The sequence below is a fragment of the Celeribacter naphthalenivorans genome (assembly GCF_020524585.1).
GTDB classification, from domain to species: domain Bacteria; phylum Pseudomonadota; class Alphaproteobacteria; order Rhodobacterales; family Rhodobacteraceae; genus Celeribacter; species Celeribacter naphthalenivorans.
The window spans coordinates 1-14346 of record NZ_JAIVLK010000007.1 but is presented as its reverse complement, the minus strand read 5'-3'; the positions used below and the strand labels follow the sequence as shown (position 1 = coordinate 14346).

12 protein-coding genes and 2 pseudogenes are annotated in these 14346 nt (G+C 57.7%); 4 read left to right on the top strand and 10 right to left on the bottom strand.

What is annotated here, in order from left to right; translation table 11 throughout:
- Positions 1-65 precede the first annotated feature (65 nt).
- From LC094_RS15325 to LC094_RS15305, 5 genes are all read right to left on the bottom strand, one after another.
- Entirely contained in the window at positions 66-1019 is a 954-nt protein-coding gene (locus LC094_RS15325) for a phosphoglycerate dehydrogenase (RefSeq protein WP_226553671.1), read from the bottom strand.
- 13 nt (positions 1020-1032) lie between these two features.
- A complete protein-coding gene (locus LC094_RS15320; RefSeq protein ID WP_226553670.1) occupies positions 1033-1983 on the bottom strand; it encodes a dihydrodipicolinate synthase family protein in 951 nt (316 codons plus the stop codon).
- Between the two features lie 297 nt (positions 1984-2280).
- Positions 2281-3201: a dihydrodipicolinate synthase family protein gene (locus LC094_RS15315; protein WP_226553669.1), complete on the bottom strand. Its 921-nt coding sequence runs from the start codon at positions 3199-3201 to the stop codon at positions 2281-2283.
- Positions 3198-3359, bottom strand: a complete 162-nt coding sequence (locus LC094_RS15310) for a hypothetical protein (protein WP_226553668.1) — start codon at positions 3357-3359, stop codon at positions 3198-3200. Before LC094_RS15310 ends, LC094_RS15315 begins: the two co-directional genes overlap by 4 nt.
- On the bottom strand, positions 3352-4251 hold the full coding sequence (locus tag LC094_RS15305) for a ribokinase (protein WP_226553667.1): 900 nt from the start codon (positions 4249-4251) through the stop codon (positions 3352-3354). The genes LC094_RS15310 and LC094_RS15305 overlap by 8 nt, the downstream gene beginning before the upstream one ends.
- A gap of 105 nt (positions 4252-4356) precedes the next feature.
- Between LC094_RS15305 and LC094_RS15300 the strand changes: the two genes are divergently transcribed.
- Complete coding sequence (locus LC094_RS15300) at positions 4357-5454, top strand: LacI family DNA-binding transcriptional regulator (protein ID WP_226553666.1); 1098 nt, start codon at positions 4357-4359, stop codon at positions 5452-5454.
- Between the two features lie 63 nt (positions 5455-5517).
- Here LC094_RS15300 and LC094_RS15295 read toward each other — a convergent pair whose 3' ends face one another.
- Entirely contained in the window at positions 5518-7131 is a 1614-nt protein-coding gene (locus LC094_RS15295; protein WP_226553665.1) for an alpha/beta hydrolase-fold protein, read from the bottom strand.
- 2 nt (positions 7132-7133) lie between these two features.
- On the bottom strand, positions 7134-9206 hold the full coding sequence (locus tag LC094_RS15290; protein WP_226553664.1) for a TonB-dependent siderophore receptor: 2073 nt from the start codon (positions 9204-9206) through the stop codon (positions 7134-7136).
- Between the two features lie 237 nt (positions 9207-9443).
- Here LC094_RS15290 and LC094_RS15285 point away from each other — a divergent pair, with 237 nt between their 5' ends.
- Positions 9444-10292, top strand: coding sequence for an AraC family transcriptional regulator (locus LC094_RS15285; protein WP_226553663.1), 849 nt, complete (start codon positions 9444-9446; stop codon positions 10290-10292).
- A gap of 784 nt (positions 10293-11076) precedes the next feature.
- Positions 11077-11845, top strand: a pseudogene (locus LC094_RS15280) (IS3 family transposase); the annotation flags it as partial.
- 79 nt (positions 11846-11924) lie between these two features.
- On the opposite strand, the gene LC094_RS15275 reads toward LC094_RS15280, so the two are convergent.
- The 3 genes from LC094_RS15275 to LC094_RS15265 all read right to left on the bottom strand — a co-directional run bounded on the left by LC094_RS15275 (position 11925) and on the right by LC094_RS15265 (position 13914).
- Positions 11925-12422, bottom strand: coding sequence for an RES family NAD+ phosphorylase (locus LC094_RS15275; RefSeq protein WP_226553662.1), 498 nt, complete (start codon positions 12420-12422; stop codon positions 11925-11927).
- Positions 12419-12889 (bottom strand): type II RES/Xre toxin-antitoxin system antitoxin, encoded by a 471-nt coding sequence (gene parS / locus LC094_RS15270; protein ID WP_226553661.1) that lies wholly within the window; start codon positions 12887-12889, stop codon positions 12419-12421. The genes LC094_RS15275 and parS overlap by 4 nt, the downstream gene beginning before the upstream one ends.
- A 635-nt stretch (positions 12890-13524) precedes the next feature.
- Entirely contained in the window at positions 13525-13914 is a 390-nt protein-coding gene (locus LC094_RS15265; protein ID WP_226553660.1) for an MFS transporter, read from the bottom strand.
- 52 nt (positions 13915-13966) lie between these two features.
- Here LC094_RS15265 and LC094_RS15260 point away from each other — a divergent pair.
- Positions 13967-14140, top strand: a pseudogene (locus tag LC094_RS15260) (integrase core domain-containing protein); the annotation flags it as partial.
- Positions 14141-14346 lie beyond the last annotated feature (206 nt).

Here is a 14346-nt window from a genome sequence, read left to right as displayed (position 1 = left end):
CCCTTCGTACTCTTGCCACCTGCCCGCAGGGTCTGCGGGCAAGTGAAGCGCCTCCCTTACCGTTCTCAGAGAAGGTTCTTCGGCGTTTTGCCCGCCAGAACGTCCAGAACAGCCTGTGCTGTGATCAGGCCGACGCCGTGATAGGTCTCATAGGTCTCGGCGGCGGTATGCGGCGTGGTCAGGATGTTGGGGATTGAGAACAGCGGGTTGTCGACAGAGGTCGGTTCGGTCTCATAAACATCAATCGCAGCGGCGCGCAGTTTGCCACCGGTCAGCGCCTCGGCCAGCGCCGCCTCATCCACCAAAGCGCCACGCGCGGTATTGATGAAATAGGCCCCGTCTTTCATCTTCGCGAAAGTCTCCGCATTCATGAAATGATGGGTTTCCTTCAGGCTTGGCAGCATCATGCACAGCACATCGGCCTCTGCGACAACCGTATCCGCATCCACCATCGTCACGCCCAGCTTTTCTGCCGCTGCCATATTCGGAAACTTGTCATAGGCCATGACGTCTACATCAAAGCCCTGAAGCTTCTTCGCGATGCTTTGCGCAATATTGCCGAACCCAAGGATCCCGATCTTGCGATTGATGATCTCATCGCCCACGAAGCGGTCCCATTTGCCTTCGCGCGTCGACGCATGAAGCTGGGGCACGCTGCGCATCGCAGAGATGATAAGACCGACGGTCAGTTCCGCCACGGCGTTGGAATTTCCGCCTGCCGCATTGGTCACGGAAATCCCGTATTTGCGTGCGGTTTCGATGTCGATGTTATCCACCCCGACCCCAAAACGCGCGATGGCTTTGAGGTTCGGAGCGATTTTAAACACATCCTCATTCCAATCATCGACACCGGCCACAACGGCATCGACATCGGCGACGCGGTCTTTGAGCTCGTCAAATGTCATCGGACGGCCAAAGTCATTCTCGATGACGTCGCAGCCATTCTCGAGCAAGAGGGCCTTCGCCTCCTTGCAGAGCTCCGAAAAGTTCGTTGCGGTCACGAGGACTCGATAGGTCATGAGATTTCCTCCGTTAGAGTTCAATGCCAAGCATGTCAGCAACCTGATCGCCCAATGCGAGGGTGCGCGTGACAGTGTGCGGGAAATGGCCCTGATAGTATCCGCCAATCGGGCGGGTGCGGCTCAGATCCGTGGTGAAATTGCCAATGCGCTTTTGATAGTCTTTGGCACAAACCGGATAGTCCAGATATTCGAGCATAGCCGCCGACGACAGATAATCCGACAAGGTCTGCGCCTTTTCCGGCTCTTTGTCCCAATTCTCGACCAACCACACCCACAGACGCGGGTGGAAATTGGCCATGACACCGCTATAGCCATGGCAGCCCGCCTTCAGGCTTTCCAAAACCGTCTGGCCGTTGGCGTTCATGATCCGGAGTTGACTGCCCTGCACCAGCTGGGCCCGGCGGCGCAGCATCTCAGGGTCGCAGCAGGTATCCTTGAGAAAGCTGAAACGCCCGGAGTCAGCGCACCATTTGACCGCCTCATCGGACAAAAGACGCTTGTACGGATAGGGGCACTCATAAAGTCCCGCACTCACCGTTTCCGGGATATGTGCCGTGATATCCGAGAGGCGGCGCAAGAACACATCATCGCCCTCATCCTGCGATGCAAGACGGTTGCTGATCAGGATCAGGCTTTCGATCCCGGTTTCGGCATGGGCCTGAATCTGTTCGATCTGACGGCTCGCAGATCCAGCGGTGTGGCCGGATGAAATCACCGGAACACGCCCTGCGGTGTAATCGACCACGAACTGCGTCAATTTGAGAGACTCAGCCGCATCGAGAAAGAACATTTCGCTGGACTGGCAATTGGCAAAAAGCCCCTGCACGCCGGCGTCGATATACCAGTCGATCAATCGCTCCAAAGAGGCCCAATCGATTTCGTAATTCTCGGTGAATGGCGTCAGCATGACGGGCCAGACCCCATATTGCGAGCCAATTTTGGCTTTGTCAGAATTCTGCATGACCCATCCTCTTCTTATCAGTCTCCAGCCAACAGTTCGCGCCCATATTCAAGAGGAGCGGCATGGAACTGCGCTGCTTTGCCGTGAAATGCCTACGCACAGGTCGCAGGCACAAATTGGGGGTGTGTCCTCGCAGAGCCCGAGAACCTTCTCTTGCACCTGCGTGATCTCCTCCCAAAGAATCTCTTTGCTAATTCGAGTTAGCATGGCGACACTAATGTGACATATCCGGCAGATCAAGTTGTTTTAAATGAGCTGCCGGACAGATTTCTACGCGTTCAGTCTCTGCCCTGTCGGTTAAAGCGCTGCGATCCGGGCGCGGAAACTCTCGGTGCCGCGTTCGATATGCTCCAGCGTCGGGACCAGCGCCCAGAACCGCTCTTCGATATCGAAATTGGCGGCCCGGCTCGAAATGCCGTCAAATGTGCCGAGACGCTGATGATACAGCTTGGCAAGCTTGGGATAGCCCATCGGTTCGGTCTGGGCCGCGAGCGCGAGGAAGATCGTCAGATCTTCGGCCAGTTCCGGATGGGCCTCCCCCTCGGTCATCAGCCAGCGGTAGAGGTCCGGGTGGAAATTGGTGAACACCCCCGAAAAGCCGCGCGCGCCAGCTTTCATCGCCGCACCCGCAATCGCCGCATTGGCGTTGACGATGCGCAGCGGCGTGCCCTCGGTCAGCGCCACCCGGCGCGTCACAGTCGGCAGATCGCAGGACACATCCTTGAGCACCCCAAACCGTCCGGTCCCGGCGCAATAGGCCAGTTCTTCGTCGCTCAGCAAACGGCGGAACGGCGCGGGGCATTCGTAAAGCCCCAGCGGCAGGTCTTCCGGCAGGCGCTCCAGAAGCCAATCGAGATCGTCCTGCCAGGACGCCTCGCCAAGCCCGAGCCGGTTGGTCACAAGAACCATCCCGTCCATGCCGGTCGCCGCGATGGCCTTCAACTCTTCGAGCTGGGCCTCCATGTCGTCGCTGACATGGCCCGAGGCGATCACCGGCACCCTGCCCCGCACAGCCTTGAGCGTCAGCTCGGCCAGCTGCACCCGCTCAGCGAGCGACAGATGTTGCATTTCACTGGACTGACACACCGCGAACAAGGCGTCGACCCCGTGGTCGATGTACCAATCGACAAGCCGCGTCAGCCCCTCGGCATCGATCTCGCCAGTGTCGAGAAAGGGGGTGATCATGACGGGGATAATCCCCGAGAAAGAACGTGTCATACCGAAGCTCCAAACAGCTGAGAGGTGGCGAAAGAGGGATGCAGCCCGTCGATGTCACCCGACAGGCCAGAGAAAGGCGCGATCGTGTATCGCGTGGTCACGCCCGGAACCTGCGGCTCACGGGGCTGCTGAACCAGAAGGGCTTTGACGCTACGCATCCAAGCTCTCCTGTTCGAATGTCGCCGCATCGAGCGCGGCAGCATCGGGAATGGACTGTTGACTGCCCCGTGTCAGGCAGGTGAGCGCACCCGCCCGCACCGCGCGTTCCATGGCCGTCCCGATAGGCTGGCCCGCATCGAGGGCGGCGGCGAGAAAGCCGATGAACGTGTCCCCGGCCGCTGTCGTATCAACAGGCCGGATGGAGGGCGCCGCCGCTTTCAGAAGCACACCGGAGGTCATAGGGCCGCAACATTCCGCTCCTGCGCCCCCAAGGGTGCGCAAAACAGTGATCCCAAGCGCCTCCGACAGGGCCTCCGCCGTTGCCGCACACCCGAGTTGCAGGCTGAGTTCCGTGGCCTCGCCTTCGTTCACCACCAGAAGCGTGAGTTTTTCGAGGCTGGCGCGGGGAAAAGGCGCGGCAGGTGCGAGGTTGAGCATGACCTTTTGGCCAGAGGCCGTGGCGCTGTCGATCGCCTGAACAAGACTTTCAACCGGCACTTCCATCTGAAGCAACAGCCAACCATCCTGATCGGCATCCGACATGGTCACGTGATCATTGGCCCCGGCAGCGATCAGTATGCGATTGTCGCCGCCCGGCTCTACGAGGACGATGGCCGTTCCCGTGGGCTGATCTTCGATACTTGCAACACCGGACAGATCGACCCCGGACGCAACGAGCCCCGACAGCGCCTCTGTCGCCGCCGCGTCCTGGCCGACAGCTCCGATCATGCGCACTTTCGCACCGGCACGCGCCGCCGCGACGGCCTGATTGGCGCCTTTGCCGCCCGGCATCGTCTGCAATGCGGTCATCCTGAGAGTCTCACCTTCGTCCGGCAGACGAGGCACCCTGCACAACAGGTCGAGATTGATCGAGCCGAAAACCGTGAGCATAGTTGTCTCCTCCTATGTAAGCGCTTACATATCTGCCCAATATGGGTCAACCGCTTTCTTCCACCGGACATCGAAACCTGACATACTCATCTGACTGGAGGACCCGTGCAAAACGACGACACACAACCAAAACGCCGCCGCAACAGGTCGCGCAAAACAGGCGCAAGTCTCAGTCAGGTCGCGGAAAAAGCCGGCGTCTCCACTGCGACAGTCAGCCGCGCCTTCAATGACCCGGAGCGCGTGAGCGAAACCGTGAGGACACGTATCTTCGCGGCGGCCGAGCTTTTGAACTGGGTGCCGAGCGCCGCCGGGCGAGCCCTGGCGACCAACCGGACCCGAATCCTCGGCGCGATCATCCCGACGCTCGACAACGAAATCTTCGCCCGTCAGGTGTTGGGGATGCAGGATGTCCTCACCCAGCACGGATACAGGCTCTTTCTCGGCTGTTCGCGGTACTCCGGCGCGGACGCTTTGGCTGAGGTCGGCGCCATGCTGCAACATGGTGTCGAGGGCCTGATGCTCGTGGGCGAAGACTATCCCGACATGCTTTTTCAACAGCTCAAAGTCCACAAGACGCCCTATGTTCTGAGCTACATCTACGGCTCTGATCTGCCGCATCCCTGTATCGGCTTTCGCCACGACGAAATTTTCGCCGCATTGACTCGCGTTCATCTGGATGCCGGGCATCAGAAATTTGGCCTGATCTTTCAGCAGGTCGAGGGAAACACACGCGTCGCGGCACGTCTTGAAGGGGTAAAACTGGCCCTGTCAGAGGCCGGTATCGCCCTTGACCCGGACCACATCCTGATCGGCGACGGCAGCCTCAAACACGGTGCCGACAGCCTTGATGCTCTCATGCGCCTGCCCTTGGCGGAGCGCCCCACAGCCATCATCTGCGGCAACGACACACAGGCGATTGGCGCCCTGTCCCGCGCGCGGGAACTGGGCCTCAAGGTGCCCGAAGATTTCTCAATCAGCGGCTTCGACAACACGGCGATGTCCGAAATGACCTCTCCACCATTGTCCACCGCGGAAATCGACAACTACGTCATTGGCGTGGAGGCCGCGCATCAGATTCTGCACCGGCTCAAGCTGAATGACCTCAGCATTTCTCACAGCCTCGTGGAGCCTCGGCTGGTGCTCAGACAATCCATCGCCGCCCCGCCCCGATACTCTGACCCAGAACACATGATTTCTGCCTAAGAACGCCCACATCGGCGGGGCGTCGAGAATTCTGACGGGCCCGCCGCGCAGGCCCGCCTTGCTTCATTGACCGAACAGGTCGAGCAACCCTTCGGTCAATGCCCCGCGCCAGACCAGATAGTCATGCCCGCCCGCATATTCGCGATAGGTCACATCCTTTCCCTGCAATGTCAGAATGTCGCGCAGATGCCGCGTGGTTTCGAGGATGGAAACGGTTCCGGGGATGCGCCCGGTCTCGTAAAGTCCGGCAGACATCCAAAGCCGAACCTCCGGCGCATTGTCCATCCAGAGCTGTGACATGTACGGGCGCCCCTGCCCGTCATAGCCCTCAGGAGCCCACCAGAAACTGCCGGACAGAACGATGCCGTTGCCGAAAACATCCGGGTGACGATGGGCGATATAAGCACTCGCAAGCCCGCCATAGGACGACCCCGCCAGAACACGCTGCGCCGCATCCGGGGCAATGCCGAGCGCGGCTTCGATCTGTGTCATCCAATCACCGGCGAGAAGATCCGCAAACTCGGGGTTGCAGGTCAGATCGACATCCCGCTGGTCACCATCCACCGGGTCGATCAGCACAACAACGACCTGTGGCAGGCGACCCTCTGCGATCAGCCGGTCCAGCATACGGGGGATCGGCGCACGGTCGGTCTGATAGTTTGGCCCATCGAACAGCACCAAAAGCACCGTGTCGGAGCGGTCAGGATCGAAATGCGCCGGCGTGTAGTAATCCACCCGCCGATTTGCCCCGTCCGGCGTTGTAAGCACCGAAGATCGGAGGGCGCCTGCGGGCGCATTCGGGTCTGTCACCTTCGAAAGACCGGGCTGAACCGGCGCTTTGGACCCTTCGACCATGGAGCGCTGTGCGAATCTATCCGACGCTTGCGAAAAGACCGGATGTTTGTTCAGCGGATCGGCCTGAAGCGTGGCCAGCAAGGCAACCCGGTTTTCCCGTGCGCTGCCTTCGAATTGGGGAACATCGGGGGCAAACCCGTAGGACAGCCGCGCGGTCACGGGCATTTCGAACGAGGCATACCAAACATCGCTTTGCCCCAGCCGCGTCAACCAGGTGTGATCATACGTCGGGCCACCCCAAAGGCGAACATTGTGTTGCGCGCCCCGCCACAGAAAGGTGGCGATGACATGTCCGTCCCGAGAAGACGGTTCGATCATCGGCGTGCCATCGCGGGCGCGATCTGCCCAGAACGCCTCTGTTCCCCCGCCCTCCGCGATCTGATCGTTGAGCCGAGTCAAAGTGGGGCTGAGAAAGCTCGGCGCAGGTCCGGACATCTCCTCGGGAGAGACGCTGCGTTCGATGTCCCATGTGATCTGCGTTGCCTCTGAGCCTTCGTTGCGGATCATGAAATAATCCCCGTCCTGCACGATGACATGTATCTGTGGCGCGCCCAAAGCATTGTCCAGAAGCTGGCGCAGCGGCGTGCCATCCGCGTCGACAAGGGTCAGGTCAATTGGCTGTGTCTCACTGTGCAGCCGCAGCCGCAAATAGGTTCCTGCCGCGGCTTGCGAGTATAGGGCCTGACTTTCTCCCGCAGCAATTTGCAGGATTTGGCTGTCCGGAACAGACCCGAGATTTTCGGCGTTGGCGGGGGGGCAAAAGCCAATCCCGGCGCTCAGTAAGAGCGTCGGGATGACCGCCTGATATGGCTTAGAGGTCATGTTTACCACTCATATGTCAGCGTTGCCGCCCAGTTGCGCCCCTCTCCGAGCCAGCAATACTCGCGGACACAGGACGTGACATAGCGTTCATCCGTCAGGTTCTGCACACTCAGCTTCGCCTTGACCCCTTGGGCCGAGGGGATCAGCTTGCCCATATCCGCAGAAACCCCCGCATCAAAGAGCGTATAGGACGGCACTTTGAAGTCATTCGACGAGGAGTTCCAACTCGATCCCACGTAACGAATGCCAAAGGAGGTGTCGATCGCATCCGTCAGCCCGTATTTCACCCAAAGCGAGGCATTCTGATCCGGCACAGCGTAAAAGTTGTTCCCCTTATTCTCGCCGGTTTCATAATAGCCATCGTTATAGCCATAGGCCGCGATGAGGGAGAGACGCTCATTGACCTCTGCCTGTGCCTCGATCTCGACACCCTTGGAGCGCACGGAACCGATCTGATCCGTATAGGTCTCGCCCTCTTCGGTGTAACTTTCGAGGATGTTCTTTTTCTGAATGTCGAACAGGGCAGCGGAGACAAACATCCGGCCATCGACAGATTGCCATTTGGCCCCAAGCTCCCATTGGCGCGCGGTTGTCGGGTCGTAAACATTGCCGTCATCGTCGGTATCCGTCACCGGCTCGAAAGAGGTGGAGTAGCTCAGATAGGTCGTTAGCCCATTGCCGAACCCGTAGGACACGCCGAGACGCCCGGTCAGGGCCTCTGCGTCATAGGTTTCCTCAGCAGAGGTTTCCGTCCAGTCATAGCGAAGGCCCGCAAGGAAATCCCAGTTGCCATAGCTCACATGATCCTGAACGAACAGGCCGGTTTGGGTCAGCTCTGTGTCCGTGACGCTGTTCGAGGCATCAAGAGCAATCGCCTCAATCTCCGCCAAGGTGGGCGATGTGCCATCCGCGAAATTATAGGTGAACACGACACCGGACCGGTCATAGGTCCCGGTGGTCTTCCTTTTCAAAACATCCATGCCGACCGCAATGTCATGCTCCAACGCGCCGGTCATCACAGTCCCGCTCAGGGCGGCTTTCCCGGTAAGGCTTTCGCGTTCAGAGGCTTCGCGGAAGACATACAGATCGTAGTTGCCCGCACTGTCACTCGAGGAGGTCCACAGCCCCACCTGGCTTTGATCCATGTCGATCTGGCTCCAGTTCAAGCTATGCTTAAGGGTCCAGCCGTTCCCGAAAGTATGATCCAATTCATACCCCAGCGATTTGGTGGTGCGCTCCACGTAATCGTAGTCCGGAGCATAGGATTGGAAATCCTCATCAATCCAGATGCCGTTTGACGTTTGGATCAAAGTGCCACCTTTGGGCATGAACCCGCGCTGACCGGCCTCGGGTTCGTCCTGATACAGTGCTTTGAACGTGAGCGTGGTGTCCTCAGACAGCTCCCAACGCAGCGTTGGCGCGAAAAGGTAGCGGCTCTGGTCGAACTCCTCTTGCAGGTTTTTCTGCCAGGCCGATGTCACCAGGCGATACGACAGGGAACCGTCCTCACTCAGATCGCCCTGAATATCGCCATTCACACGCCGATAGTCATCAGAGCCGAATTCAAACTGAAGTTCATTGCCCTGCTCCTGCGTCGGTTGTTTGGATGACATGGCGACCATCCCGCCGGGGGTGGATTGACCACTCACCACGGAATTCGGACCTTTGACCACTTCGACACGGGAGAAATAATAAGGATCAATCTGGCCGCCAGAGCCAAAGGAGAGCCCATCGAGAGTTTTAGGCACAAAGGCCCGATCCCCAAAGCCACGCAGAACGATTTCGTCAGACAGGTTCGATGTGCCGCGATATTCGCCAAAGACCCCCGCCGTGTAGCGCAGCGCTTCGACCAGAGAGGTGGCCCCCTGATCCTCGATCTGATCGGCACCGACAACAGAGACGGACACCGGGGTTTCTACACGCGACATGCCACCGATCGTCGCGGCAGAGGATGTATTGGCCACATAGCCCTCGACCTCACCGTCACTCTCAAGGCCCTCGCCTTCGACGTAGATCGGATCAAGGTGTATGATCTCCTGAGCCTGTGCCATTCCCGCAAGTGCCGTTGTCGCCATAAGGCCGATCCAGACACACGTCTGCTGCCGGCAACCACCGGGTTTCTTCATTGTTTTCTTCATGTTTCATCCCCTAACGGACAGGCATGATTTCGCCTGAGTTTCCGTCGCGCGTATTCTTGAGTTTTTCACTCAGGTTTGATAACTTGCCTGAAACATGACGTCCATTCGTGGGGTCCGCGCCAGCGCGACTCATGCCTTTGGAGACGCGACACACTGACTCATCAAAGCATCGAAATGGCCGTTAGTATCTTCCCTGGAAATTTCCGAATCGGTGTGAGGAATCTGGCGCTGGCCGATTACCCCGAACGCCCTCAGGTCACCGACCTCGACCCAAAATTTCAGCTGATGGTCTTGCTGGACGGGTTTCAGTCCTTCGCCATCAATGGTGAAATCTTTGAAATGGATGCGCGCCGAGCCCCGATCGCTTTTGTGATGCGTCTCGTGCGTCGAGCCGATTTGCAATTTCTACATGCCTATGGAACGCCATTTCGCAAAATTGCATTGGCGACACCACATGACTGGCTGGCTTTATTGTCCTCTGAAGCCACAGCCCCATGGTCTGAGACCACCACCCCCGGGCTGAGTACGCATATCTGGCAGCCGGGAAAACAAATTGTGCGCCTGAGCACGCAGATCCTAAACCCACCGCCTTTACAGGTTGCGGTTCAAACCGAACTGTTCAGAGTTTCCCGCGGGCTGGAGCTGATCCGTCGGGTGTTGGCGGAAGCCTCGACCACACCCACGCAGCATGGCGTTGCCAGTGCCGACCCCGTGGCGGAAAAGATCCGTCTCTATATGTTGAAGCATCTCGATCAGACTTTGACATTGGAGCGAATGGAGCTGGATCTGGGCATGAATCGTCGCTCCATACAGCGACATTTCAAAGCAGGGACCGGACAAACAATTAGCGATTTCCTGCGCCAGCAGCGGCTTGAAAAGGCCAGACGCGCTTTGTCGGAGGACGGTTTCACCGTGGCCCAAGCGGCGCATATTGCGGGGTATGCTTCTCCTGAGAATTTCGCAACGGCCTTTCGTCATGCCTTTGGCCTGACCCCGCACATGCTGCGCAACAGCGCGATTTGACCCGTGTAACGCAGTCCCCTGCACCGCTTCAGAGATTCTCTCACAAACTTTGCCGATTGTCGGCATAGCCTGATCTTCTCCTCGGCCGATTACTGTTTACGGGTAGGCCGACGGATGTCCTTGGCGACCTTCTCGCCGTGGCTCTGCCTGTCAGTTTCTATCTTACCGGCATCTCTCGAAAGTAAATTTTCGAGGAATGTAAGAGAGCGTATGTTGCCGTGCTCTGCCATCATGAAACGTGACCTATTTAGGAACGACGACGTCAGTTATTTCATTCTGTCTCACCTGCGACGATAATGTGAACTCTAGACCTCCTATTGCATGACCGGTACGGCCCGCATTGGAATGGCAAAATTTCCGACACAGGGATCGCTCCTGCTCCAATGTCATAGGATATAGCCAAATCGAACCGGACGACGAAATCCTGCGGTGCGGTCTCTGCAAGTTGGCCATGGCCTGAAAAGATACGGCTATGAATTGCGTCGGTATGCCTTGTCCAGCTACTGATCAACACCTCCTCGCCTGCTCCGATCATCTTTTGCTGCACACTGGCGCCGCCGCTGACATCATTAAAATCCACGGATTGGTTGGAATGACCGGCGGGCCATAGGGCACTGGACCGGAAAGAACGCATAGGGTCGAGCTGATAGTGCACGTTAACCGGATCAGAACCTGAGTTGCGGATACGCATTGTCGCTGTGTAGGGGGCCAGATTTGCGGTTCCCTGCGGCTCAATACACAACGTGTTCGCACCGAGAACCTCAAGCTCTAACGGACCGGTAGATTTGGTGTCGAGCCGATCTGCCGTGTTTTGCCGATCGCCCCTTCGACCTGTCTCATGAACATCTGGCCGTTGCCCGCGATCCGGATCTTACGTCGGATCGCGCTAAGCGTGATGCGGTTCTGCGCCGAGAGGTGCAACCTGTCTGGGATCAGAACTTCAAGGTCTACAGCGTACGCAAGGTCTGGCACCAGATGCGCCGCGAAGGCTTTGATGTGGCCCGCGTGACAAGGTAAACTGGCAGTTCGGTGCATCGGCCCCAAACATGCTCTGGGTCAGCGACTTCACATACGTGTCGACCTGGCAGGGATTCGTCTATGTGGACATCGTGATCGAAACCTTCGCCAACCGGATCGTCGGCTGGCGAGCGTCACGATCACCGCAGACTCAGTTCGTGCTGGATGCCCTGGAACAGGCGCTCTATGAGCGGCGACCGGTTGATGATCTCATCCATCACAGCGACCAGAGCAGCCAATATGTGTCGACCTGCTACACTGAGCGCCTGGCCGAGGCTGGGATCGAGCCTTCGGTTGGCAGTGTTGACGACTCGTATGACAATGCCTTGGCAGAAACGATCAATGGTCTCTTCAAGGCTGAGGTCATCCATCGCCGTGGCCCATGGCGCAGTCTGGACGCAGTGGAATAAGCGACGCTGGAATGGGTCGACTGGTTCAACAATCGCCGCCTCCTCGAGCCGATCGGGAACATCCCGCCAGCGGAAGCAGAGGCAAACTTCTACGCAGCTCTGGAAACTGAAATCATGGTCGCGTAACTTAAACCAAACAGCCTCCGGCAAACCCGGAGCGATTCAAACTACCGCATTTGGGAAAGTGGCATTCATCATAAATGTTTCAGGGCTGCAGACGTGGATCCAGAGCGAAGCGTTCTTGGGTTATATCATCGTAGTCAGTCGCTGGTTTTGTCGCATCGAAAATCAGGTTCCAGCTCTGTTTCGAAACGGCACTTGGAATCAGGATGAAACGGTGGGCCCTCAGAAGTTCATCCCCATACTGCTGTTGGTTCTGATTTGGGGTACATGGGTATAACCAATTTGGGTTGGGAACATCATCCGGCCACACAATATGGATACCCTTTGGGTCGACAATGCGGCCAGACGTCAAGACATGCGGCTGCGTATCAAGGACACGAAACCCCTTATGCACGGCGACCTCCAGCGTCGCGGTGGATGGATCAATCGACGCGTAGATCGCTCGCGTGCCGGGCGAATTCCACCTGCCGCCCACCCGGAAGCTCCCTTCTCCGGTGTTCCAGATCGCGGCGTGCCGTTCAGCGTCCAATCGCCAGAAGCGGATCTCCCCGGTCCCCAGCGGGGGAGGCAGTGGCGTCATGCATAAACTCCGTACTCAATACGCGTCAGATAGTCCTCAACGGCCTCCACTCCGACAGCCGTGCTGAGCAGATCGATCGGCCGGCGCTGATCAAGACCGATCGCAGGCGTGTTCAACCACGCCTCTGCCTCCGCCTTGGAGCCGAAAATCTCGGAAGCTCGACCAAGAATCTCCGCGAATTTCCAGGTCCGGTTGCTCTGATCAACGCTCAGCACAGCGTCCGGAGCATCTTTTTTGCGACGCTGAAGTGTTCTCACGCTGATCCCGATGGCCTTTTCCAGAACGGAATCTGCGGCCAGCAAGGCGACTTCGGAAGTGAGATGCAGCAGGGCAGCCGAGGGCAATCCCAACATCAGAATGTCGTGCGCTTCCAAGTTGTTGCGCACCTGCTTCCGAATGGTTTCCCTTCCACCCAGCAAGGCATAGGTGCGAGCAATGTCGTGTTCAACTGATACTGTCTGGATCATATCACTCCCTCAATGCGACATATGTCGTAATATATATGACACATGACGCATATGATTTCAAGGTCGGTTACAGCGCTTGGCCTCTCTTCATTGCTATCCTCGCTTAGCCCGCGAGTCTTCAAGGTTCTGCGCGAGAAGGATGCACAGGCTTTAGTCATCAAACCCCACAGCGAATTCCTGAGGCACCGGCGGTAATTGGTCGCCCTTCAGCCCATGCCGACCGCCAAAAAGCGATCAAGTTCACTTTTGGCGGGTCAGGGGATCGATCAAAAACGATGGCTTTTGACAGCGTTAAATCCTGAAAGTCGGCGTTGGTATTGGGGGAAAGAAATGGCGCCTTGTCCGCTGAGCCGACCTTTACCATCCGAATTCGTTGCGCGAGCCACGGGCCTATTGCGACCTTCCGTCACTTTCTGAGGAAAGCGGACATGCGGCGGTGCAGCGCCGTGGCTGCCGCAGTTAAAGATAGCTGCCGTTCGCATTCGGTTCGATGATTAATCTTAATCATACGCAGTTTGAGCAAATACCTTCCCGGACCGAGCGCTTGGGCAGGATGATCAGGGCCGGCGTGACAATTGCGGCTGCAGCCAGCATGAGCGCACCGGTCATGAGCACAGCATCGATGCGATGGGCCATCAGGCCCACGCGGTCAGCGATGCGTTGCCGCTTTGGGCGAAGACAACGACCAGCAGGCTGAGATCGACAGCGCCGGTATCTCGGGCCTGAACACCAGCCATACCTGATACGGTCATTGGTCCAAGGGCAAAACCGTCCCCGAGGCCTGTCAGGACCATCGGCATTGCGATCGCCGTCAAACAACTCATCCCCGGATGGGCATGCGCCTGCCAGAACAAGCCGGTGGCGCCAAGGATCAGAACAACCAGCAAAAGAGTGCCATTGCCAATCCGGCCGCCCGAGAGCATGAACGCCGACAGTAATATGATAGAAAAAACCAGTTCTCGGATGGTTTGACACAAACACTGATCGACCTTTCGATCGGGTGTGCGCATATCAATGGTTGGCAAGGGGCATTCATAGGGCTTACGCCGCACCACTGGCGCGACGGTCCCTCTTCATCTCGACAACATTTTCGTGGCACGACTCTGGCGGAGCCTAAAATACGAATGCATCTACCTATACGCCTGGGAAACAGGATCAGAGGCGAGGACCGGTGTCGACAAGTGGGTCACCTTCTACAACCGCAAACGTCCCCATTCTGCCCTTGCCCCCCAGCCGTGGCTTATTGGCTGAGAAAAGAAAAAACCGATCCGCAGGGGTAGCGAGTAGCTTAATTTACGCCAGATGCTGTCCAAGAGATGGAAGTAGCTCATTGTCGTGAGTCAAGATGTTTCCGGCTATGCAGTTTCGATTTTTTCATTAGGTGTTTTGCTATGTTTATTTTTCGCAATTTTCCTTTGGCTTGAATTGCTCGGATAAACGGCGCGTGTTCGAATTTT

Coding starts and splice junctions, on each gene's coding strand:
- LC094_RS15310 (WP_226553668.1), bottom strand. CDS start 3,359: ATGCGTAGCGTCAAAGCCCTTCTGGTTCAGCAGCCCCGTGAGCCGCAG.
- LC094_RS15290 (WP_226553664.1), bottom strand. CDS start 9,206: ATGGCGACAACGGCACTTGCGGGAATGGCACAGGCTCAGGAGATCATA.
- parS (WP_226553661.1), bottom strand. CDS start 12,889: ATGATCCAGACAGTATCAGTTGAACACGACATTGCTCGCACCTATGCC.
- LC094_RS15295 (WP_226553665.1), bottom strand. CDS start 7,131: ATGACCTCTAAGCCATATCAGGCGGTCATCCCGACGCTCTTACTGAGC.
- LC094_RS15320 (WP_226553670.1), bottom strand. CDS start 1,983: ATGCAGAATTCTGACAAAGCCAAAATTGGCTCGCAATATGGGGTCTGG.
- LC094_RS15275 (WP_226553662.1), bottom strand. CDS start 12,422: ATGACGCCACTGCCTCCCCCGCTGGGGACCGGGGAGATCCGCTTCTGG.
- LC094_RS15325 (WP_226553671.1), bottom strand. CDS start 1,019: ATGACCTATCGAGTCCTCGTGACCGCAACGAACTTTTCGGAGCTCTGC.
- LC094_RS15315 (WP_226553669.1), bottom strand. CDS start 3,201: ATGACACGTTCTTTCTCGGGGATTATCCCCGTCATGATCACCCCCTTT.
- LC094_RS15305 (WP_226553667.1), bottom strand. CDS start 4,251: ATGCTCACGGTTTTCGGCTCGATCAATCTCGACCTGTTGTGCAGGGTG.
- LC094_RS15285 (WP_226553663.1), top strand. CDS start 9,444: ATGGCCGTTAGTATCTTCCCTGGAAATTTCCGAATCGGTGTGAGGAAT.